The sequence below is a fragment of the Streptomyces mobaraensis NBRC 13819 = DSM 40847 genome (assembly GCF_017916255.1).
In the GTDB taxonomy this organism is placed as follows: Bacteria; Actinomycetota; Actinomycetes; order Streptomycetales; family Streptomycetaceae; genus Streptomyces; species Streptomyces mobaraensis.
Window position 1 is genome coordinate 3,135,728 of the sequence record NZ_CP072827.1, and the last position, 22,389, is coordinate 3,158,116.

Genomic DNA, 22,389 nt, shown 5'->3' on the forward strand with positions numbered 1-22,389 from the left:
CGGAGGAGGGCACCGGCCTCACGGCGTGAGCGTGAGCGTGTTCTCCGACGCCTTCTTCACCGCGCCCGGAGTGAAGGCCCACGGCAGCAGCTCGCCCTTGGCCCACTTGTCCGTCTGGTCGTAGTAGTTGGCGTGGTAGGCGTGGCCGGACGCGCCGGTGAGGTTGATCCACCGGGACTTGTCCAGGTCCTCCAGGTTGACGACCATCCGCATGGACGGCACCCAGACCACGTCGTAGCCGCCCGCCGCGTTCCAGCCGGCCGCGTTGACGGCGGCCTCGCCGCCCGCCAGGTTCCAGGGCCCGCGGTTGAGCATCCACCGGACGATGGCGGGGCCCTCCTTGCCGAGCGTCTGGTTCTTCAGGTTGAGCTGGTGCAGCCGGCCCCAGCTCCAGGACGAGACGTCCTTGCCGAGCTTGGAGGTGAGCTCCCAGCGGGCGTCCTTCATGGCGCGGGCCAGCAGATCGTCGCGGTTCTTCGCGCCCTTGCGGCCGCTGGTCTTCCACCAGCCGTCGTCCGGCTTGTCGAGGATCGAGCGGACGACCTCGGTCCAGCGGTCGCCGCCGTCCGGCTGCGCCGCGTCCGGCTCGCGCTCGCCGCACTCGGTGACCAGGCGGGTCCTGCCGTTCAGGTCCTCCTTGGGACCGGAGTCGCGGGCCGGGGGCACCCGCAGGCACTGGCCCTTGACGCGCAGCTCCTTGGGGAGCTTGTTGCCGAAGGCGAGCTTGAGGGTGTTGCGCCAGACCGCGTTGAAGTAGGCGGCGGCGGCCGAGTCGGCGTCCTGCTTGTAGTCCCAGTCCTTCAGCAGGTCCTGGGCCTCGCGCAGGTACTTCGTCTCGCGCTCGTTGGGGCCCTTGAGGTTGATCTTGAGCAGGTAGGGCGTCAGGAGCTTGCCGATCTCGCTGGCGTTGTCCATCTGCATCTTCTGCATGTCCTCGGTCGAGATCTTCCCGCCGTCCTTGATCTTCGACTGGATGAGCTCGGTGATGCGGTGGCTGCGGGTGCCGTAGCCCCAGTCCGTGGTGAGCGGAATCGGGTACTTCGGGTCGACGACGGCCTGGTTGGCGGTCACGATGTAACCGCGCTTGGGGTTGTAGTCCCAGGGCAGCGCGGTGGAGGGGACGAATCCCTTCCACTGGTAGGACGGGTCCCAGCCGGGCGCCGGGAGGCGGCCGTCGTGCTTCTTGTTGCGCACGGGGATCTGCCCGGGGGCCTGGTAACCGATGTTGCCCTTGGTGTCCGCGTAGATCAGGTTCTGCGAGGGGACGGCGAAGTCGAACGCGGCCTTCCGGAACGACTCCCAGTCCGTGGCCCGGTTCAGCTCGAAGACCGCGTCCATCGACTTGCCCGGCTCCAGGGCGGTCCAGCGCAGCGCGACGGCGTAGCCCTCCGCGCGGTCGGGGGCCGCGCCCTTGACCGGTGCGTCCTGGCCGACCTTGCCCAGCTCGTCGTTGCGGTCGGAGACGAGCGGCCCGTTGTTGGTCTCGCGGATCGTGAACTCGCGGTCCTTGCCGCCGGCGACCTTCACGGTCTCCTTGCGGGTGTCGAGCTTCAGCTCCTTGCCGCCGTACTGGTACGTGCCGTCGGGGCTGACCTTCTCCAGGTAGAAGTCGGCGACGTCGGCGCCCAGGTTCGTCATGCCCCAGGCGATGTCCTTGTTGTGGCCGATGACGACGCCGGGCATGCCCGCGAAGGTGTAGCCGGCCACGTCGTACGGGCACTGCTCACTGGTCTTGGTGCAGTGCAGGCCCATCTGGTACCAGACGGACGGCAGCTGCGGCGCGAGGTGCGGGTCGTTGGCCAGCAGCGGCTTGCCGGTGGTCGTGTACCGCCCCGAGACGACCCACGAGTTGGAGCCGATGCCGTTGCCGTTGGGGCCGAGCAGGGCCGGGAGCTTGTCGAGCGTCTTCGACAGCGAGGCCAGGCCGGTGCGCAGGCCACCGGCCGACGCGCCGCCCGTTCCCTTGCCGGGGACGCCGCTGTTGGGAACGCCCTGCGTGCCTTGCGTGCCCTGCGTGCCCTGCGTGCCTCGGTTGCCTTGCGTGCCGGGTGTGCCCTGGGTTCCGGGCGCGCCCTGCGTGCCCCGGCCGCCGGGCGTCCCCTGGGTCCCCTGGGTCCCCTGAGTACCCTGCGTCCCCTGCCCGCTGGTCTGCGACGACGAGGACGGCGTGCCCTTGGGGTCGAAGGTCTTGCCGGCCGCGTCATAGGCGCCGCCCTCGACGATCGGCTTGTTCCGGTCGTACGGGTACGCCGGGTAGAGCTGCTCGATCTGCCGCGGGCTCAGCCGGGTCGCGGCGAGCGAGCGGTCGATCTCGTCGCGCATGTTGGCCCGCAGGTCCCAGGCCATCGCCTTCAGCCAGGCGACGGAGTCGACCGGCGTCCACTTCTCCGGCTTGTAGTCGTTCTCGAACTCCAGGGCCGCGTACTCCACCGACAGCGACTTGCCCTTGTGGTCGGCGAGATAGGCGTTGACACCGTCCGAGTACGCCTGGAGGTACTTCTTGGTCTCCGGCGACAGCTTGCTGTCGTATTCCTTCTGCGCGGTCCTGCGCCAGCCCATCGTGCGGACGAAGGCGTCGGTCTCCACCTGCCCGGAGCCGAACATCTCGGAGAGCCGTCCGGCCGTCAGGTGCCGCCGGACGTCCATCTCCCAGAAGCGGTCCTGCGCCTGGACGAAGCCCTGGGCGCGGAACAGGTCCTCGGCGTTGTCCGCGTAGACCTGAGGGATCCCGTTGCCGTCCCGCTCGACCTTGACCTGACTCTTCAGTCCCTTGAGCGCGAGCGTTCCGGACGTCTCCGGGAACGAGGCGCGCACGGTACTGACGCCCCAGTACGCCCCGAATCCGACACCTGCCACGAGCAGCAGCACGAGGCTGATCACGAGCAGGCGAGCGCGTCGTCCCTTCTTTTTCTTGCCGGAAGGGCCGGTGTTGTTGGGGGGCATCGCTGTCCTTCGCGGGGCCGGGTGGTCCTGGAGTGCTGGAAGCAACCATAGGCGCAGGGCGCCCGGCGACCCGACGCGGAGTCGTCGCGGGGGCCGGGCGTGACCGTTCCGAACAGCCGCCGGGGGTGGTCCGTCCGACGTGCCGAGGTGGTCCCGTGGGGGTTCGCCCACCCTCGTCCCGACCGGACGGCGTTAAGAACCCGTAAAATATTAGGAGAGGCAATGAAGTTCCGGTCGTTCGTAGGAAGGCGTTCGCAGGAACGTTCCTTCAGACAACGGCCGGAGTCCTAGTGATGGGAGCGGCCCCTGACTGTCCACCACCTCAACGAACTCCTGCTCATCTGCTCGCTCGTCCTGCTCGTCGCGGTGGCGGCGGTACGGGTCTCCTCCCGGAGCGGGCTGCCCAGTCTGCTCGTCTACCTCGGCATCGGCGTCGCGATAGGACAGGACGGCATCGGCGTCTCGTTCAATGACGTCGGCCTGACCCAGGTCATCGGTTACGCGGCCCTCGTGGTGATCCTGGCCGAGGGCGGTCTCGGCACCAAGTGGCAGGAGATCAAGCCCGCCCTGCCCGCCGCCGCGGTCCTCTCCACCTTCGGCGTCGCGGTGAGCGTGGGGGTCACCGCGACCGCCGCCCACTACCTCGCCGGAGTGGACTGGCGGCAGTCCCTGATCATCGGTGCGGTGGTGTCGTCGACGGACGCCGCGGCCGTCTTCTCCGTCCTGCGGAACGTTCCCCTCCCCGCCCGGCTCACCGGCGTCCTGGAGGCGGAGTCCGGCTTCAACGACGCTCCCGTCGTCATCCTCGTCGTCGCCTTCTCGGCCGCCGGACCGGTCGAGCACTGGTACCTGCTCCTGGGCGAGATCGCCCTCGAACTGGCCATCGGCGCGGCCGTCGGCCTCGCCATCGGCTTCCTCGGCGCGTACGGCATGCGGCACGTGGCCCTGCCCGCCTCCGGCCTCTACCCGATCGCCGTGATGGCCATCGCCACCATCGCGTACGCCGGCGGCGCGCTGGCCCACGGCTCCGGCTTCCTGGCCGTCTACCTCGCCGCGCTGATACTGGGGAACGCCAAGCTGCCCCACTGGCCGGCCACCCGCGGCTTCGCCGAAGGGCTCGGCTGGATCGCGCAGATCGGGATGTTCGTCCTGCTCGGCCTGCTGGTCACGCCGCACGAACTCGGTGACGACATCGTCCCCGCGCTCGTCGTCGGCCTGGTCCTGACGGTGATCGCGCGGCCGGTCTCCGTCTACCTCAGCACGGCGCCGTTCCGCACTCCCTGGCGGGAGAAGGCGCTCCTCTCCTGGGCCGGGCTGCGCGGTGCGGTGCCGATCGTGCTCGCCACCATCCCGATGGTGGCGGCGGTCCCCGACAGCCGGCGGATCTTCAACATCGTCTTCGTGCTGGTGATCGTCTACACCCTGGTCCAGGGGCCGACGCTGCCCTGGCTGGCCCGCCGCCTCGACCTGGGCGAGACCGAGGCCCTGGACCTGGGGATCGAATCCGCGCCCCTGGAGCGGCTGCGCGGCCACCTGCTGTCGGTGGGCGTCCCCGAGGGCTCGAAGATGCACGGCGTCGAGGTCTCCGAACTGCGGCTGCCGGCCGGCTCGGCCGTCACGCTCGTGGTGCGGGACGGGGCGAGCTTCGTCCCGGCCCCGTCGACCGTCCTGCGGTACGGGGACGAACTGCTGGTCGTGGCCACGGACCCGGTGCGGGACGCGGCCGAGAAGCGGCTGCGCGCGGTCGGCGAGGGCGGCAAGCTGGCCGGGTGGCTGGGGACGGGGTCGGGCACGGCCTCCGTTCCGGCCCCGGCCTCGGCCTCGGCTTCGACCTCCGGGAAGGGGAAGCGGAAGACGGAGGCCGGCCGGAAGGCCGGGGCCCCGGGGAAAGCCGCCGAGCGGAGTCCGGGGGCGGTGGCCCGTACCGGTACCGGCGGAAGCGGCGCCGCCGGAAGCGGAACCGATTCCTCAGGGAAAAGCGTGCGGAAGCGAGCGCCAGGTATGGTAGGGAGGAAGTAGGTTCTTCGTATGATCCTCCGGCTGGTGCCGGAGGCCCCTGCGGGTACGCCCCCACGGGCCGGAGGACCTGCTCTTTTCCGTATCACTACCGAACAACACCGAACCATCTCTGCCTGATGCAGAGCTGGCGCGACCGCACGGCGGCCGTGGCCGCGATTCACGAGGCGGCCGGATCGGCATCTACCACGGTCCTGCGCGAGAGGACAGCTCTCGGCGCGCTCCGTGACGGCTTTCCCCGTACGGGGCGTGCTACCAGGCGGCGGAAAGGCAAGGGCCGTGGAGACCACGGTCAATGACTCCGCCGGGGCCCGTCCCGGGTACGGCAGGCTGCTGCGCACACGCGGCGCCTGGACGTTCCTGCTCCCCGGCTTCCTGGCCCGGCAGCCGTTCGCGATGCTGACCATCGGGATCCTGCTGCTCGTCCAGAACACCACCGGCTCGTACACCACGGCCGGTGCCGTCTCGGCGACGGCCGGCGTCTCGATGGCGCTGTTCGCCCCGCAGAGCGGCAAGCTCGCGGACCGCTTCGGGCAGGCCGCGGTGCTGCTCCCCGGCATCGTGGTGCACGCCGCGGCGATCTCGCTGCTCATCACGTTGGCGCTGTCCCACGCGCCGCTGTGGGCGCTGTTCGTGGCGGCCGTGCCCGCCGGTGCGTCCACCCCGCAGATCGGTCCGATGGTGCGGGCCCGCTGGGCGGCCAAGCTGGAGGGCTCGCCGCTGATGGCGACCTCGGCGGCCTTCGAGTCCGTGACGGACGAGTTCACGTTCGTGATCGGTCCGGTGCTGGCCACCGCGCTCTGCACCGGCGTCCACGCGTCGGCCGGTCTGATCGCCGAGGCGGTCCTCACGGTCGTCGGCGGCGTCCTGTTCGCCACCCAGCGCCGCACCCAGCCGGAGCCCGGCCGCACCGCGGCGGGCAGCCGGCAGAAGGGCTCCTCCGCCCTGTCGGTGCCGGGTGTCCGCGTGCTGATCTTCGCCTTCCTGGGCATCGGCTCGGTCTTCGGCGGCATGCAGATGTCGCTGACCGCCTTCACCAAGGAGATCGGCGAGCCGGGCATCAACGGTCTGCTCTACGGCGCCTTCGCGGCCGGGAACATGATCGCGGGCATCATCTGCGGCACCGTCGCCTGGCGCAGCACCCCGCAGCGCCGGCTGCTCGCCGCGTACCCGCTGCTGGCGCTGGCCACGACGCCCCTGTGGGCGGTGCACGCGGTGCCGCTGCTGGGCGGGCTCGGCCTGGTCGTGGGCCTGTGCATCGCCCCGGCACTGATCACCGGCTACACACTGGTCGAGTCGCTCGTCCCGGCGGGCTCCCGAACGGAGGCGTTCACCTGGCTGACCGGCGCCGTGGGCCTGGGCCAGGCCGCCGGCTCCACGGTGGCCGGGCGCCTGGTGGACTCGCACAGCGCCAGTACCGGCTTCCTGGTCCCGCTGTGCGGCACCACGCTGGCACTGGTGGTGCTGCTGGCGCTGCGCAACCGGCTCGCCCCGGAGGCCGCCGCGTCGCGGATCGTCGAGCGTGGGGTCGGTCACCGCGAGCCCGTCTCGGTGGACTGAGACGCCGGAATACTGCACTATGGAGCATCGTTAGCACTCATTGAGTGAGAGTGCCAGGAGGAGAAGTGCCGACTTACCAGTACCAGTGCACCGAGTGCGGCGAGGGCCTTGAGGCGGTGCAGAAGTTCACCGACGACGCGTTGACCGTGTGCCCCAGCTGCGACGGACGCCTGAAGAAGGTGTTCTCGGCCGTCGGCATCGTGTTCAAGGGCTCCGGCTTCTACCGGAACGACAGCCGCGGCTCGTCGTCCAGCAGCACGCCGGCGTCGTCGTCCTCGAAGACGTCCTCGTCCTCGTCTTCGACCGCCTCGTCCACGTCGTCGACGAGCGGCTCGTCCTCGTCGGGCAGCGGTTCGACGGCCACGACGTCGTCCGCCGCCTGAGGCACTCACTCAACCGGACAGCTCACACGGAGCCCGTCGCCCCCGCAGAGGGGGCGGCGGGCTCCGTGTCGTGTTCCGCCAGGCCCGGTGCGCGCGCGGGGTGCGCGGCTAGGGTGACGCCATGGTCAACATGAGCATGCCCGAGACGGGCGAGACAGGCGGGGCGCGGGCGGCGATAGGGGTCATCGGGGGTTCGGGGTTCTACTCCTTCCTCGACGACGTGACCGAGATCACTGTCGAGACGCCCTACGGGCCGCCGAGCGACTCGCTGTTCCTCGGCGAGGTCGCGGGCCGCCGGGTCGCCTTCCTCCCCCGGCACGGCCGGGACCACCACCTGCCGCCGCACCGCATCAACTACCGGGCCAACCTGTGGGCCCTGCGCTCCGTGGGCGTCCGCCAGGTCCTGGGCCCCTGCGCGGTGGGCGGGCTGCGGCCCGAGTACGGGCCCGGCACCCTGCTGGTGCCCGACCAGCTCGTGGACCGGACGAAGTCCCGGACGCAGACCTACTTCGACGGGGAGCCGCTCCCCGACGGCACCGTCCCCGAGGTCGTCCATCTCGCCTTCGCCGACCCCTACTGCCCCACCGGACGCGCGGCGGCGCTCGCGGCGGCGCGCGGCCGGGACTGGGAGCCGGTGGACGGCGGGACCATGGTCGTGATCGAGGGACCGCGCTTCTCGACCCGGGCGGAGTCGCGCTGGCACGCGGCGCAGGGCTGGTCGGTCGTCGGCATGACCGGCCACCCGGAGGCCGCGCTCGCCCGTGAGCTGGGCCTTTGCTACACGTCGATGGCGCTGGTCACGGACCTCGACGCCGGGGCGGAGACGGGCGACGGCGTGACGCACGAGGAGGTGCTGCGGGTCTTCGCGGCGAACGTGGAGCGGCTGCGCGGTGTGCTCTTCGACGTGGTCGGGGGGCTGCCGGCGACCGCCGACCGGGACTGCCTGTGCGTGCGGGTGCACGACGGGTGGGAGCTGGGGATCAAGCTGCCCTGACGGACGGGGTGGGGGCGCGGAGCGGCCCGTGGGGAGGCCCGTGGGGAGGCCCGTGGGGAGGCCGAGGTTTTCCACAGCCTCGGGATTTGTCCACAGGTCCGAGCGGGCCGTGCGGAAACCCGGGATCGTAGAGGGCGTCGGTGGTCGGAACTCCCCCACGCTAGGCGGTGTTTGCCATGCCCTCTCCCCTTCGCCCTCCCTCTTGCGCCTCCTCACACGTCTCCCCGACCTCGCCCTCCCCACCCGTTCCGCGAAGTGCCCGGCCCAGGCCGTCGTGGGCGCCGCCGCCCGCCTGTGAGGTGCCGCACTTCGCTCCGGTGCGGGTGGGGCGGCGGGTTCGGGGGAAGACTGCGGGACGGGCTGCGGGGCAGGCCCTGCTCACGGCCGGGGTGGTGATCCTGTGCTGGGCCCTGCTCGCGTACGGCGGCCTGCGCTGACGTCCCGGTGGAGGCTCCGGCCGACGCCTCCGGCGCCGCTGATCGAGGCGGCGGATTGGACAGACCGGCCGGACCGTCTCGTATGTTATGGAACCCACCATTCCGGTACAGAGGCGCACAGAGAAGGGCCGTTCGGTGAGCGAGAAGAAGACAGGGATCCTTGGAGGCTTCAAGGCGTTCCTGATGCGGGGCAACGTGATCGACCTGGCGGTCGCCGTTGTCATCGGCGCGGCGTTCACCAACATCGTGAACTCGGTCGTCAAGGGCGTGATCAACCCCATCGTCGGCGCGTTCGGCACCAAGGACCTGGACCGCTACGCGGCCTGTCTCAAGGGCCCGTGCGCCAGGAAGGCCTCGGGCGAGGTCACCCAGGGGGTCTACATCCAGTGGGGCGCGGTGCTCAGCGCCTCGCTCACCTTCCTGATCACCGCCGCGGTGGTCTACTTCCTGATGCTGCTGCCGATGAAGCGCTGGCAGGACCGCCAGGCGGCCCGCCGTCCGGACGAGAACGGCCCGGCGGAGCCCACTGAGATCGAACTGCTCGCACAGATCAGGGACACCCTGGTCGAGCAGCGGCGCGGCCCGGGCTCGGACTCCGTACCGGCGCAGCGGTAGGCGACCGGGCCTCCCACGCGGCACGGCCGCCGCGGTCAGATGTGGTGCGGCGGCTTCTCGTCCAGGAAACGGGCGAGGTCGGCGGCGGAGTCCCGGCCCGTGGAGCTCTCGCCCCAGCCGCGGTCGGTGTCGTCCGTCGACTGCCGGTCCAGCGGATCGTCGAAGATCAGGGCCGCGGGCTTCGGTTCGGGGGCGGTGCTGCTCATGACACCAGGGTACGGGCGGCCCCGGTCGCGGCGCCCGTCGCGAGCGGTGACAATCGCCGCATGAGCGATACGCCGCGTCGGCGGCTCGCGGCGGGCTCGGGCGTACTGCGCCGGATGACCACCCGGGGCCGGGACGAGGAGCACCGCGTCGCCACCCCCCTGGAGCTGTTCTTCGACCTCTGTTTCGTGGTCGCCGTGGCCCAGGCGGGCGGGCAGCTGGTGCACGCGCTGGTCGAGGCGCATCCGGGTCACGGCGTCCAGGGCTACCTGATGATGTTCTTCGCCATCTGGTGGGCCTGGATGAACTTCACCTGGTTCGCCTCCGCCTACGACACGGACGACGTGCTGTTCCGCGGCATGACGCTGGTCCAGATCGCGGGGGTGCTGGTGTTCGCCGCGGGGATCCCGCGCGCCTTCGACTCCGGCGACTTCCGGGTGATCTGGTTCGGCTACCTGGTGATGCGGCTGGCCATGGTGGCCCAGTGGCTGCGCGCCGGCCTCTCCACGACCGGACGCGAGCGCCGGACCGCGCTGCGGTACGCCGCGGGGGTGTCCGCCTGCCAAGTGGGCTGGCTGGGGCTGCTGTTCCTGCCCGACGGCGCCAGATCCTGGCTGTTCCTGGGGATGGCGATATGCGAGATGGCCGTCCCGGTCTGGGCCGAGCGCGACTACCAGACCGGCTGGCACCCGCACCACATCGCGGAACGCTACGGCCTGTTCACCATCATCGTGCTCGGTGAGACGGTGTCGGCCGCCACCGTGGCCGTCCAGTCCGCGGTCGACGAACACCGGGCGCTGGGTGTCCTGTTGCCCATCGCCGCGGGCGGCCTCCTGATCATCTTCGCCGCCTACTGGATCTACTTCGCGGTCCCCATCCACCTGCATCTGATCTCCAACCGCCAGGCGTTCCTCTGGGGTTACGGGCACTACCTCGTCTTCGGCTCGGTCGCGGCGATCGGGGCCGGTATCGAGGTGGCGATCGAGGAGGCCACCGGCAAGGCCCACGTCTCGACGTTCGCGGCCTCCGGGACGGTGACGCTCGCCGCGGCGCTCTTCATGTTCACGGTGTGGCTGATCCACTCCCGGCACCAGAAACGCGGCCCGCTCCAGCAGGCGGTGCTCCCCGTCTCGGCGGTGCTGGTCCTGGCCTGCACCTTCGCGGGGCGCTGGGCCGTCCTGCTGGCCGGGGCGGTGGCCACCGCCACCGTCGCCGTGGGCGTCACCCTGACGGCGCGGGGCGGAACCGCGCTGGGGCAGGAGGAGGAGCGAGGGGGTGGGCCGCGACAGAGGGTGAGATGAGGAAGCAGGGGCGGGACCGAAGACCGGGAAGAGGCCGGCGAAAGCCGGGTGCGGTCCGGGGCCGTCGTGGTACGCAGGGCCCATGACCGACACCGACAGCACACGGGACGCCGTACGGACCGGACCGCTGGACGCGCTCACCGACGTGCCGGGGCTCCGGGTGGGGCACGCCGAACTGGCCGGGCCGGGGGCTCTCACCGGGACGACGGTGGTGCTCACCGAACCGGGTGGCGCGGTCGCGGCCGTCGACGTCCGGGGCGGCGGCCCCGGCACCCGGGAGACGGACGCGCTCGATCCCCGGAACCTCGTACAGCGGGTCGAAGCCGTCGTCCTCACCGGTGGCAGCGCCTTCGGCCTGGACGCCGCGTCCGGCGCGGTGGCCTGGCTGGAGGAGGCCGGCCGCGGCGTACCGGTCGGCCCCGACCCGGCCCAGGTCGTGCCCGTCGTTCCCGCCGCCGCCCTCTTCGACCTCGGCCGCGGCGGCGCCTGGCGCGCCCGCCCCGACGCGGCCCTCGGCCGGGCGGCGATCGAGGCGGCGGCGGGAACGGCCCCGGGTACGCCGGTGGTGGAGGGCAACGTGGGAGCGGGCCGGGGTGCCGTCGTCGGAGGCATGAAGGGGGGCATCGGCACGGCGAGCCTCGTGCTCCCCTCGGGGGTCACCGTCGCGGCGCTCGCGGCCGTCAACGCGGTGGGTTCGGTGGCCGATCCGGCGACGGGGGTGCTGTACGGGCGGCTGTACGCCGGCGAGCGGGTCGGCTACCCCGACCCCGCGCGGCACGCGGCGGCGCGGCGCGCCCTGGCCGCGGCCCGGGAGGAGACGGCCCGGCGGACGGCGGGTGCGGTCCGGCAGCCGCTGAACACGACGCTCGCCGTCGTCGCCACGGACGCCGCCCTCACCCGCGCCCAGGCGCACAAGCTTGCCGGTACGGCCCACGACGGGCTGGCCCGCGCGGTCCGGCCGGTCCACCTCCTCACCGACGGCGACACGGTCTTCACCCTGGCGACGGGCGCCCGCCCCGTGCTCGCCGGCCAGAGCGCGGATCCCGCCGGCGTCTCCGCCCTCATGGCCTTCAACGACATCCTCGCCGCCGGCGCGGACGCCCTGACCCGAGCCGTGGCCAAGGCCGCCCTCGCGGCCGAGAGCGTGGACGGCCCGGGCGGGGTGTTCCCGTCCTACCGGGAGCTGTACGAGGGCTAGTGCGCGGCGCCGCGGGCCGTCGCGCTCTTCAGCAGGACGACCAGTCCGGCGCTCAGCGCCGTGCCGGCGGCGATGGCGAGGAGGTAGAGGAAGGGGGCGCCGATCAGAGGGACGACGAAGGCACCGCCGTGGGGCGCGCGGAGGGTGCAGCCGAAGGCCATGGAGAGGGCGCCGGTGACGGCGCCGCCTGCCATCGCCGACGGGATGACGCGCAGCGGGTCGGCCGCCGCGAACGGGATGGCGCCCTCGGTGATGAAGGAGGCGCCGAGCACCCAGGCGGCCTTGCCGTTCTCCCGTTCGGCCGGGGTGAAGAGCCGGCCGCGCACGGTCGTCGCGAGGGCCAGGGCGAGCGGGGGCACCATGCCGGCGGCCATGACGGCGGCCATCACCTTGAGGCTGCCGTCGTTGGGGTCGGCGAGGCCGCCGACGGCGAAGGCGTAGGCGACCTTGTTGAGCGGGCCGCCGAGGTCGAAGCACATCATCAGGCCGAGCAGCGCGCCGAGGAACACGGCGTTGGTGCCGTCCAGCCCGCTCAGCCAGTCCGTCAGCGCGGTCTGAAGCGCGGCGAGCGGCTTCCCCACCACCAGGAACATCAGGAAACCGACGACCGCCGAGGACACCAGGGGGATGACGACCACCGGCATGATCCCGCGCAGCACGGCCGGCACCCGCGCCCGCTGCACGGCCAGCACCGTCCCGCCCGCGAGGAGACCGGCGATCAGTCCGCCCAGGAAGCCCGCGCTGACCGTCACCGCGATGGCTCCGCCGACGAAACCGGGGACGAGCCCGGGGCGGTCGGCCATCCCGTACGCGATGAAACCGGCCAGGACCGCCACCAGGAAGCCGAACGCGACGCCTCCGGTCTGGAAGAGGAGCGCGGCCCAGCTCGCGGACTCGGTCCAGACGAAGTGCTTGGCCACCGACGGGGCCTTGTCGACCTCGTAGCCGCCGATGGCGAAGCCCAGGGCGATCAGCAGACCGCCCGCCGCGACGAAGGGCACCATATAACTCACGCCCGTCATCAGCCACTTGCGGAGCCGCGTCCCGAAGCCGTCGCCGCCCTCGGCGCCGGAGTCCATGGGCACGGCGGGCCGGGGCGCGCGGACGTCCCCGCGGGCGGCCTTCTCCCGTACCTCCGCCACCAGTTCGGCGGCGCGGTTCACCCCCGCCTTGACGCCGACGTCCACGACCGGCTTGCCCACGAAGCGGTCCCGGTCGCGGACCTCGACGTCGTGCGCGAGGATCACGCCGTCCGCGGCGACGATCACGCCCGGGTCGAGGCGGGTGAACCCCGCCGACCCCTGCGTCTCGACGGCTATCTCCACACCCGCGTCCCGCGCGGCGCGCTCCAGCGCCTCGGCGGCCATGTACGTGTGCGCGATACCGGTGGGGCAGGAGGTGACGGCGACGAGGCGGAACGCCCGCTCGGGTGCCGGTTCGGGCTCCGATTCGGGTTCCGGTCCCGGTTCCGGTTCGGGCGCGGGCGCAGGCTCGGACGCAAGCCCAGGCTCGGGTCCAGGCTCAGGCTCCGGCTCAGGCGCGGGTCCAGGATCGGGGTCGGCGGTGGGGGCCGGAGCGGGTGCCGGTGCGTCGCCCCGGATCAGCGCCGCGGCCTCCCCCGCGTCCCCCACCGTGCGCAGCGCCCCCGTGAACTCCTCGTTCATCAGCCGCCGCGCGAGACCCGAGAGGATCGTCAGGTGGTCGCTGTCCGCCCCGGCCGGGGCGGCGATCAGGAAGATCAGGTCGGCCGGGCCGTCGGGGGCGCCGAAGTCGACGCGGGCGGCGGAGCGGCCGAAGGCGAGGGTCGGCGCGGTGACATGGGCACTGCGGCAGTGGGGGATGCCGATGCCGCCGTCGAGGCCGGTCGGCATCTGGGCCTCGCGCGCCGCCACGTCGGCCAGGAAACCCTCCAGGTCCGTGACGCGGCCGAGGTCCCGCATGCGGACGGCGAGGGACCGGGCGGCCGCCTCCTTGGTGTCGGCGGTCAGGTCCAGGTCGACCAGGTCCGCCGTGATCAGTTCACTCGTCGCATCGCTCGTCGCGTCGCTCGTCGCATTGCTCATCGCGGGCTCCCTTGCTCGCGGTAGCGCCTTGCCGGCTGTCGGGTGGGGGGAAGGTGTGGGGGAAAGAGTGGGGAGTGAGAGGGCCGGTGGGGCGGCGGCGTCAGACGCCGGGCGCCGGTTCGGTCAGGACGCGGTCGCCGGGGACGTCCCGGGTGACCGTCACCGTGGACGGTTCGAGGTCGCCCGGGGCGGGCATCGCGCTGCCGGGCAGCCGGACGGCCGCCGCGCCGTGGGCCAGGGCCGACGCGAGGGCGTCCGGACCGTCGCCGCCGGCGGCGAGGAAGCCGGCCAGGGAGGCGTCGCCCGCACCGACGTTGCTGCGGACGCGCGTCACCGGGGCCGTCCCGTAGTACGTGCCGGAGCCGTCGACGAGGAGCTGGCCGTCCGCGCCGAGGCTGGCGAGGACGGCCCGCGCGCCGAGGCCCCGCAGTTCCTCCGCCGCCCGGACGGCGTCCCCGACCGTCGCCAGGGGGCGGCCGACGGCCTGGGCCAGTTCCTCGGTGTTGGGTTTGACGACGTCGGGGCGTTCGCGCAGGGCGGCGGTGAGGGACGGTCCCGAGGTGTCGAGCGCGATCCGGGCCCCGGCGGCGTGGGCGCGGGCCACCAGCCGCCCGTACCACTCGGGCGCGAGTCCGCGCGGCAGGCTGCCGCAGCAGGCGATCCAGTCGGCGCCCGCCGACCGGTCCCCCACGCTGCCCAGCAGTGCCTCGGCCTCGGCGGCCGTCAGTGCGGGGCCGGCGGCGTTGACCTTGGTGAGCGTGCCGTCGGGTTCGGCGACGGCCACGTTGACCCGCGTCGCACCGGACACGGGGACGCCCGCGACGTCGATGCCCTGCTCGCGGAGGAGGCGTTCCAGCAGCGTGCCCTCCGCGCCGCCGAGCGGCAGCACGGCCGTGGTGGCGCGCCCCGCCGCGGCGACCGCGCGCGAGACGTTGACGCCCTTGCCGCCCGGGTCGACCCGGTCGGCCGCCGCGCGCAGGACGGCACCGCGCCGCAGCGCGGGAACCTCGTAGGTGCGGTCGAGGCTGGGGTTGGGGGTGACGGTGAGGATCACGCGCGGATCACCGCCGGCCCGCGGCGTTCGATCTCCCGGGCGTCCTCGGGGCTCAGCCCGGTGTCGGTGATCAGCAGGTCGACGTCGGAGAGGTCGCCGAAGCGGGCGAAGTGCCGCTGCGCGAACTTGCCGGAGTCGGCGAGCAGGACGACGCGCCGGGCGGCGGCGATCGTCGCCCGCTTCACCGCCGCCTCGGCGAGGTCGGGGGTGGTCAGCCCGCCGTCCGCCGAGAAGCCGTTGGTGGCGACGAAGGCGACGTCCGCCGCGACCTCGCCGTACGCGCGCAGCGCCCAGGCGTCGACGGCCGCCCGGGTACGGTGCCGTACCCGGCCCCCGACCAGGTGCAGGGCGATGCCCGGATGGTCCGCCAGCCGGGCGGCGACGGGCAGCGCGTGCGTGACGACCGTCAGCTCGGCGGCCGGGTCGACGTCCAGCGGGAAGAGCGCGGCGAGCCGGGCGACCGTGGTCCCGGCGTCCAGGATCACGCTGCCGCCGGCGGGCAGTTCGGCCAGGGCCGCCCTGGCGATGGCGTCCTTCTCGTCCGCCGCCGTGGCCTCGCGTTCCGCCAGGTCCGGTTCGAAGTCCAGCCGGCCGACGGGGATCGCGCCGCCGTGCACGCGCCGGAGCAGCCCCGCCCGGTCCAGCACCTTGAGGTCGCGGCGCACGGTCTCGGCGGTGACCTGGAACGTCTCCGCCAGCGACAGCACGTCCACCCGCCCGTCCTCGCGCGCGAGCCGCAGGATCTCCTGCTGGCGTTCCGGTCCGTACATGTGGGATCGCTTCCGTTCCTGGGCCCGTTTGTGTGGGATCAGCGGCAGAATACGGGCGGCTTGAACGCGAAGTAAACACTCCCGGAAGCCGTCCGGGCAGAAACAGACACGACTTTACGCACTAGTGCGAATCCGCCTTGCTCCTAGTGCGACATGCCCCTACGTTCCTGAGCCATGATCGCGAAGCTGCCCACCCGCACCACAGCCCTGACCGGCCGGCACGTCCGGCTGGAACCCCTCGATCACACGCACGTCCCCGACCTGTTCCGCGCGCTCGGCGGCGACGACGAGGTCTGGCGCTGGACGTTCCACCTCACCCCGCGCACAGAGGACGAGCTCGACAGCATCGTCGAGGACAGGCTCGCCGACCCCGCCTGCGTCCCGTTCGCCGTCGTCCACCTCGCGAGCGGGCGGACCGCAGGCATCACCTGCTACTTCGGAGCGAGCGGCCTCCACGAGGAGGTCGAGATCGGCGGAACCTGGTACGGGCGGGAGTACTGGCGCACCGCCGTCAACACGGAGAGCAAGCTCCTGCTGCTCACGCACGCCTACGAGGAGCTGGGCATGGGCCGCGTCTACTGGAAGATCGACCACCTGAACGAGCGGTCCCAGGCGGCGGTACGGCGGCTCGGGGCCGTGCACGAGGGAACGCTCAGGCGGCACCGGCAGCGGCCGGACGGGAGCTGGCGGGACAGCGTCCAGTTCTCGATGCTGCAGGAGGAGTGGCCGTCGGTGCGGGAGCGGCTCGTGAGGCGCCTCGACCGCGGGTGAGCCACGGGAGCACGGAAAACGCGCCGGCCTCCGCCCGGGCCACCCCCCCCTCACGGTGGCGGCCCTGGCGGAGGCCGGCGCGTCGATACCCGTCCCCGAGGCCGTTACGCGGCTATCGGCTCGCCCTTCTCCGCGGGCGCCGCGTCCGCCACCGGAGCCTCGGTGCGGGAGTGGCGCGGGAGCGCGAAGACGAGCAGGAAGACGAGGACGAGCAGGCCCGTGACCCACCACAGGGCGTTGCCGTACGCGTCGCCGAAGGCCGTGGCGGCCCGGCCCCTCGCGACCGCGTCCTCGTCCAGGACGCCGAAGAAGACCACCGACACCAGGCCCAGGCCGATCGCGTTGCCCAGCTGCTGCGTGGTGTTTATCAGGCCGGACGCCGAGCCCGCGTGCTCGCGGGGCACCTCGGAGAGGACGGCGTCGGTGAGCGGGGCGACGACGAAACCCATGCCCGCGCCCATCACCGTCAGCGGCAGGGCCATCTGCCAGGAGGTGATGTCGGCGCCGTAGCGGTCGGCCTCCCAGATGTAGAGCAGCACTCCGGCGGCCATGACCAGCGCGCCCGCCTGGAGGACCTTGCGGCCGAAGCGCGGGACGAGCTTCTGGACGGACATGCCGGCCGTGACCGACACGGCGATGGAGAACGGGATGCCCGTCAGACCGGCCCGCAGCGCGCTCCAGCCCAGGCCGAGCTGCATGTACAGGGTCCAGCAGAGGAAGTAGATGCCGGTGAGGACGCCGAAGGCCAGCTGGACGCCGATACCGGCGGCGAAGCTCTTCACGGAGAACAGTGAGAGCTCGACCAGCGGCGAGCCGTCCTTCCGCTTCTTGTACCGCTCGTAGACGACGAACAGGCCCAGCACCACGGCGCTGCCGCCCATCAGCAGGAAGCCCCAGAGCGGCCAGCCCAGTTCCCGGCCCTGGGTGAGCGGGTAGAGGAACATCACGATGCCGAGGGTCGCGAGGGCGACGCCGACGAGGTCGAGCTTCAGCGCGTTCTCGGCCTTGGACTCGGCGATGAAACGGCGGCCGAGGATCAGGCCGGCGATGCCGACGGGCAGGTTGACCAGGAAGATCGGCCGCCACTCCAGGCCGAGGATGTTCCACTCGGTGAGCAGCGCGCCCAGGATCGGGCCCGAGACGGCGCCCAGTCCGACGATGGCGCCGAACATGCCGAAGACCTTGCCGCGCTCGTGCGCCGGGAAGGTGGAGTGCACGATCGCCAGCACCTGGGGCACCATCAGCGCGGCGGTGCCGCCCTGGAGGACGCGGGCCGCGACCAGCAGGTGCGGGTCACCGGCGAGACCGCAGAGCATCGAGGCGAGGGTGAAGCCGCCCATGCCGAGCAGGAAGACCCGCCGGCGTCCGTATATGTCGCCGAGTCGGCCGCCGGTGATCAGACCGGCGGCGAACGCGAGGGCGTAACCCTCGGTGATCCACTGGAGGACGCTGAACGAGGCGCCGAGGTCGTGGCTGATGCTGGGCATCGCGATGTTGACGATCGTCACGTCGACGAGGTCCATGAAGGACGCGGTCAGCACGACGGCCAGCGCGATCCAGCGGCGGCGGTCGACGGGCGCATCCGCACCGGGACCGGTACTCGGTTCGATACTCGGATCAGTGCTCGGATCGGTGCTCGGGGAGCTCACGGGGTATTGCCTTCCACTTCGGGTTCCGGGTGTCCCACGCTAGATCCCGTCTAGGTCAAGCTGTGTCCTAGATGCCTGGCACGCTGGCGTTATGACCGACACACCCGTACGGCTTCTGAATCTGCTCTCCCTTCTGCAGACCCCACGCGAATGGCCGGGCAGCGAACTCGCCGAGCGGCTCGGTGTGAGCCCGCGGACGATCCGGCGGGACATCGAGCGGCTGCGCGACCTCGGCTACCCCGTACAGGCAACGATGGGAGCCGTCGGTGGGTACCGGCTGGCCGCCGGGGCGGCGATGCCGCCGCTGGTCCTGGACGACGAGGAGGCGGTGGCCATCGCGGTGGGCCTGCGGGCCGGGGCCGGGCACGCCGTGGAGGGCATCGAGGAGGCGTCCGTACGGGCGCTCGCCAAGCTCGAACAGGTGCTGCCGTCCCGGCTCCGCCACCGCGTGACCGCCCTGCAGGCCGCCACCGTGCCGCTCACCTGGGGCGACGGCGCGACGGTCGACCCGCGCACGCTCACCGTGATGGCCGCCGCGACGACGGGCAACGAGCGGCTGCGCTTCTCGTACCGCACCGGCGAGGGCGTGGAGACCAAGCGGCTGGTGGAGCCGAACCGGCTGGTGAGCACCGGCCGCCGCTGGTACCTGGTCGCCTACGACAACGACCGCGAGGACTGGCGCACCTTCCGGGTGGACCGGGTCAGCGACCCCTTCCCGACGGGCGCCCGCTTCGAGCCCCGCGAGCTGCCCGCGGAGAACGCGGCGGAGTTCGTCAGCGGCCCCACGTCCCGGCGGCAGCCGGAGCTGCGGATGGTGGTGACGCTGCACGCGCCCGTGTCGGCCGTCGCGGGCCGGCTGCCGCACTGGATGGGGGCGCCCCGGCCGGTCGACGACGAGACCTGCCGGCTGGACACGGAGTGCGCCGACTCCGTCGAGTGGGTGGCCATCCACCTGGCGATGCTCGGCTGCGAGTTCGAAGTGCACGAGCCGGAGAAGCTGATCACGTGCACCCGGCTGCTCGGGGAGCGGATCACGCGGGCGGCGGGCGGGACCGCCGGGCGTTAGCGGGGCGGGCGACACGGGCCCGAGCGGGGGCGCGACCGCCGGGGACGAGCGCGGGGACGAGCGGGAAAGCCCGGGGCAAGAGAAGGACCCCGGCGCAGGGGGGGAGGCGCCGGGGTCCGATCTATAAGGATATGCCCTTTTAGGCCGCCGCGTCGAACCCGGTGTCGTGGGCCATCTTCTTCAGCTCCAGAAGCGCGTGCTTCTCGATCTGCCGGATCCGCTCCCGGGTGAGCCCGTGCTGCTTGCCGACCTCCGTCAGCGTGCGCTCCCGCCCGTCCTCGATCCCGTAGCGCGCCTTGATGATCGACGCGGTCCGGTGGTCGAGCCGGCCGATGAGGGTCTCCAGTTCCTCGCTGCGCAGCAGCGCGATGACCGACTGCTCCGGCGACACGGCGGAGGTGTCCTCCAGCAGGTCGCCGAACTGGGTCTCGCCCTCGTCGTCCACCGACATGTTCAGGCTGACCGGGTCCCGGGCCCAGTCGAGGACGTCGCCCACGCGCTCGGGCGTGGTGCCCAGCTCCGCGGCGATCTCGGCGTGCTCGGGGTCGCGGCCGTTCTCCCGGTTGAACTCGCGCTGCACCCGGCGGATGCGGCCCAGCTCCTCGACGAGGTGGACGGGGAGCCGGATGGTGCGCGACTGGTCGGCGATCGAGCGGGTGATCGCCTGGCGGATCCACCAGGTCGCGTACGTGGAGAACTTGAATCCCTTGGTGTAGTCGAACTTCTCCACCGCGCGGACCAGGCCGGCGTTGCCCTCCTGGATCAGGTCGAGCAGCGGCAGCCCGCTGCGCGGGTACCGGCGGGCGACGGCGACCACGAGCCGCAGGTTCGACTTGATGAAGACGTCCTTGGCGCGGGCGCCCTCGTCGGCTATCGCCTCCAGCTCCTCGCGCGAGGCGCCCCCCGCCTCGCCGGACTCCAGACCGTCCAGGATCTGCCGGGCGTACACGCCCGCCTCGATGGCCTGCGACAGCTCGACCTCCTTCGCGGCGTCGAGCAGGGGCGTCCGCGCGATCTCGTCCAGGTACATGCCGACCAGGTCGCGATCGGCGATCTCCCCGCTCGAGGCGCGAACACTGCTTGCCTCGTCGGCGCCCTTGGCTGCGGGCTGACGACGGGCGACGGCACGGGTTGCCATGCGTACTCCCTTGCGATGAGACGGTCGCGGGATGGTGGGGGCTCGCACTCAGCGAACCCGTCCGAAGGAAAGAACGACTGGAATCCGGACAGAATTCCCAGGAGTCGCCTTCTTTTTTACGATCATGCAGTACCCTGTCCCGCCACACGCGGGCACGCATGCCGGACGGACCGGTGGACGTCCTGGTCAGGCCCTGGTCAGAGCAGGGCCGACGGCCGTGGAGGATCCTCATCCGGGCCGTGACCATCGCGTCCACTGAGACGGCCGTCACCTTTGACGCCTTCCCCGCGGCCTCGGAAGAACGCCCCGGGCACCTCGGGGCGCGTCCGACACCTCCAAGGACGGCCCGGGGCGCCTGACGGTTGCGCGGACGGGCGGGGCCGGGAGGGCACACGACAGAGGTGACAGAGTGCGAGCGTCGTCGGGCCGCGTCACGCGGGCCCGGCGGAGGTGGCGGAACGCGTCGTTCCGCTGATCCACTTGCCGCCGCGCGGGCGCGGGTGTGCGCTGGTTCTCAGGGGCCGGTTCCCCCGGACGGACGCGACCGGTTCCCCGGACGGACGAGAGGAGCCCTGCCATGCCGGCGCACGCGATCCTGCCTTCCCACCACACCCCGGAGGGCCCCGGCCCGGTGCCCAGGGGCGCCCGCCTCCCGGTGCGCGGGACGCGGGCGGGCCCGGTGCCCGACCGGAGCCGTCCCGCCTGGGCCGTACCCGCCTGCCTGGGGTTCGTCCTCTTCCTGTACACCACGTTCCTCGCGCACGAGAACGGCTTCTCCGAGCTGGGCGGCTGGCTGCTGGGCCTGGCCACCGCCGCGGTCGCCACCGGCATCGGGTACCTGCTGGTGCGGGACCGCAACGCGATGATCACCGAGGTGCGCGCGGCGGCGTACGGCGCGCTCGCCGGCAGCACCCTCGGGTTCCTGCACAGCGTGGCCGGCGGGTCCTGGCTGCGCTCCCTCGGCATCGGGCTCGGCTTCGCCGTCCTCGTCGGGTTGACGTCGTACTACCTCTTCCACTGGAACGAGCGCCACGTCCGCCGATAGCCCGTCAACTCCCTTCCTGGAAGAGCACGTTCGGGCGCCGGTCGAAGGTGGCCGAAGTCCGGAGGCGTACGTCCGCAGGCCGTTACCGGTGTGACGGGAGAGGCTTAGCGTGGCGTCATGACCGACACCACCGGAACATTCGACGAGGCCCTCGAACGCCTTCACGCCAAGGGTCCGGAGTTCGAGGGGTGGCTGACCAACCACGCCCCCATGACCGTCGAGGCGCTGGTCCGGCACGGGCACGCGCCACGCGTCCACCGCTGGCTCGACGCGTACCGGCACCGGCTGGAGGACATGCCGGGCCGCACCGGCGTCCGGATCGACGGGACGGCCGACGCCTCGTGGCGCACGGCACTCGGCGACCCCGCCCGGCTCGGGGACTGGATCGACCACTTCACCCGGACCCTGGCCGAACGGCCGTGGCGGGACGTACTCGCCGAGTGGTGGCCGCGGCTGCTGCCCGGCATCACGGGCGGCTCGACGCACCCCGTCATCCGCACCGGTCACGCCGTCCGCGCGCTGCTCGACGGGGACCGGACCGGGCCGCGGCTGGCCGAGCTGGGGCACGCGCTCGGCTACTGGGCCGCCCGCCACCAGCCGCTCGCCGCGCCGGTGACGCCGTCGGGGACAGCCGGGATCGGTGCCGCGCTGGCGGGCGTCCCGGGCGTCCCCGACCCCTCGCGGGGCATCCGCGCCCGCTTCGCGCAGCTGCCGGAGACCCCCGGCTGGCCCGCCGCCGCGAACGCGGTGCGCCCGCCCGCCGGTCCCGGCGAGGTGCCAGGGATGCTGGCGGAGCTGGTCCGGGAGGCGGTGCTGCGCTACGGGGAGCGGGCCCATGGTTCGCCGGTCATGCTCATCCACGCGGCGACCGCGCCCAACGCCGTCCTGCGCGCCCTCCCCGCACTCCCCCGCGAGCTCTGGGTGCCCGGCTTCCGGGCGGCCTGGGAGGCCAGTGCGTCGGTGACGGCCGCCTATCCGGCGCCGGGGCCGTCGGAGCCGGTCGCCTCGGCGCCCGCCACGGCCGCCGAGGCGTTCGCGCGGGCGGCGGAGCACGGCGACGAGCACGCGATCAAGTTCACGGACACGGCGCTGGACGTCGCCGCGGCCGACCCGGAGGCGGCGCCGGGGGCGCTGGCCGCCACGGCCCGCGCCGTCGAGTTGATCGCGCCGCTGGGCGCGTGA

At 72.6% G+C, this 22,389-nt stretch carries 18 protein-coding genes; 11 read left to right on the forward strand and 7 right to left on the reverse strand.

What is annotated here, in order from left to right; translation table 11 throughout:
• Positions 1-18: 18 nt before the first annotated feature.
• Entirely contained in the window at positions 19-2,943 is a 2,925-nt protein-coding gene (locus J7W19_RS13125) for a penicillin acylase family protein (protein ID WP_004947099.1), read from the reverse strand.
• Between the two features lie 366 nt (positions 2,944-3,309).
• Here J7W19_RS13125 and J7W19_RS13130 point away from each other — a divergent pair, with 366 nt between their 5' ends.
• The 5 genes from J7W19_RS13130 to mscL all read left to right on the forward strand — a co-directional run bounded on the left by J7W19_RS13130 (position 3,310) and on the right by mscL (position 8,948).
• Complete coding sequence (locus J7W19_RS13130; protein ID WP_004947096.1) at positions 3,310-4,962, forward strand: potassium/proton antiporter; 1,653 nt, start codon at positions 3,310-3,312, stop codon at positions 4,960-4,962.
• A 276-nt stretch (positions 4,963-5,238) separates the two neighbouring features.
• Complete coding sequence (locus J7W19_RS13135; protein WP_004947094.1) at positions 5,239-6,519, forward strand: MFS transporter; 1,281 nt, start codon at positions 5,239-5,241, stop codon at positions 6,517-6,519.
• 65 nt (positions 6,520-6,584) lie between these two features.
• Complete coding sequence (locus tag J7W19_RS13140) at positions 6,585-6,902, forward strand: FmdB family zinc ribbon protein (protein WP_004947092.1); 318 nt, start codon at positions 6,585-6,587, stop codon at positions 6,900-6,902.
• 121 nt (positions 6,903-7,023) lie between these two features.
• Positions 7,024-7,896 carry an S-methyl-5'-thioadenosine phosphorylase gene (locus tag J7W19_RS13145; protein ID WP_004947089.1) on the forward strand — a complete coding sequence of 291 codons (873 nt, stop codon included), beginning with the start codon at positions 7,024-7,026 and terminating at the stop codon, positions 7,894-7,896.
• A gap of 572 nt (positions 7,897-8,468) precedes the next feature.
• Positions 8,469-8,948: a large conductance mechanosensitive channel protein MscL gene (gene mscL / locus J7W19_RS13150; RefSeq protein WP_004947085.1), complete on the forward strand. Its 480-nt coding sequence runs from the start codon at positions 8,469-8,471 to the stop codon at positions 8,946-8,948.
• 35 nt (positions 8,949-8,983) lie between these two features.
• Here the strand turns inward: mscL and J7W19_RS13155 are convergent, their stop codons facing one another.
• Positions 8,984-9,154: a hypothetical protein gene (locus J7W19_RS13155; RefSeq protein ID WP_004947082.1), complete on the reverse strand. Its 171-nt coding sequence runs from the start codon at positions 9,152-9,154 to the stop codon at positions 8,984-8,986.
• Between the two features lie 60 nt (positions 9,155-9,214).
• On the opposite strand from J7W19_RS13155, the gene J7W19_RS13160 reads away from it, so the two are divergent.
• Together J7W19_RS13160 and J7W19_RS13165 are read left to right on the forward strand one after the other, a co-directional pair.
• Complete coding sequence (locus tag J7W19_RS13160; RefSeq protein ID WP_004947081.1) at positions 9,215-10,453, forward strand: low temperature requirement protein A; 1,239 nt, start codon at positions 9,215-9,217, stop codon at positions 10,451-10,453.
• 82 nt (positions 10,454-10,535) lie between these two features.
• On the forward strand, positions 10,536-11,651 hold the full coding sequence (locus J7W19_RS13165; protein WP_004947078.1) for a P1 family peptidase: 1,116 nt from the start codon (positions 10,536-10,538) through the stop codon (positions 11,649-11,651).
• Here the strand turns inward: J7W19_RS13165 and J7W19_RS13170 are convergent.
• From J7W19_RS13170 to J7W19_RS13180, 3 genes are all read right to left on the reverse strand, one after another.
• On the reverse strand, positions 11,648-13,714 hold the full coding sequence (locus J7W19_RS13170; RefSeq protein ID WP_004947074.1) for a PTS fructose transporter subunit IIABC: 2,067 nt from the start codon (positions 13,712-13,714) through the stop codon (positions 11,648-11,650). The genes J7W19_RS13165 and J7W19_RS13170 overlap by 4 nt on opposite strands.
• A 100-nt stretch (positions 13,715-13,814) precedes the next feature.
• On the reverse strand, positions 13,815-14,768 hold the full coding sequence (pfkB, locus tag J7W19_RS13175; protein ID WP_004947072.1) for a 1-phosphofructokinase: 954 nt from the start codon (positions 14,766-14,768) through the stop codon (positions 13,815-13,817).
• Positions 14,765-15,538, reverse strand: coding sequence for a DeoR/GlpR family DNA-binding transcription regulator (locus J7W19_RS13180; RefSeq protein WP_004947070.1), 774 nt, complete (start codon positions 15,536-15,538; stop codon positions 14,765-14,767). The genes pfkB and J7W19_RS13180 overlap by 4 nt, the downstream gene beginning before the upstream one ends.
• A gap of 174 nt (positions 15,539-15,712) precedes the next feature.
• Between J7W19_RS13180 and J7W19_RS13185 the strand changes: the two genes are divergently transcribed.
• The gene (locus J7W19_RS13185) at positions 15,713-16,309 is read left to right on the forward strand and encodes a GNAT family N-acetyltransferase (RefSeq protein ID WP_004947067.1); all 597 of its coding nucleotides are present in this window, start codon (positions 15,713-15,715) and stop codon (positions 16,307-16,309) included.
• 104 nt (positions 16,310-16,413) lie between these two features.
• On the opposite strand, the gene J7W19_RS13190 is transcribed toward J7W19_RS13185, so the two are convergent.
• Positions 16,414-17,958, reverse strand: a complete 1,545-nt coding sequence (locus J7W19_RS13190; protein ID WP_004947065.1) for an MFS transporter — start codon at positions 17,956-17,958, stop codon at positions 16,414-16,416.
• A 91-nt stretch (positions 17,959-18,049) separates the two neighbouring features.
• Between J7W19_RS13190 and J7W19_RS13195 the strand changes: the two genes are divergently transcribed.
• Positions 18,050-19,024: a helix-turn-helix transcriptional regulator gene (locus J7W19_RS13195; RefSeq protein ID WP_004947062.1), complete on the forward strand. Its 975-nt coding sequence runs from the start codon at positions 18,050-18,052 to the stop codon at positions 19,022-19,024.
• 139 nt (positions 19,025-19,163) lie between these two features.
• On the opposite strand, the gene J7W19_RS13200 is transcribed toward J7W19_RS13195, so the two are convergent.
• A complete protein-coding gene (locus tag J7W19_RS13200; RefSeq protein ID WP_152266315.1) occupies positions 19,164-20,162 on the reverse strand; it encodes a sigma-70 family RNA polymerase sigma factor in 999 nt (332 codons plus the stop codon).
• A 577-nt stretch (positions 20,163-20,739) separates the two neighbouring features.
• On the opposite strand from J7W19_RS13200, the gene J7W19_RS13205 reads away from it, so the two are divergent.
• Together J7W19_RS13205 and J7W19_RS13210 are read left to right on the forward strand one after the other, a co-directional pair.
• Positions 20,740-21,207 (forward strand): cation:proton antiporter, encoded by a 468-nt coding sequence (locus J7W19_RS13205; protein WP_004956104.1) that lies wholly within the window; start codon positions 20,740-20,742, stop codon positions 21,205-21,207.
• Positions 21,208-21,324: 117 nt separating this feature from the next.
• A complete protein-coding gene (locus tag J7W19_RS13210; protein ID WP_004956102.1) occupies positions 21,325-22,389 on the forward strand; it encodes a questin oxidase family protein in 1,065 nt (354 codons plus the stop codon).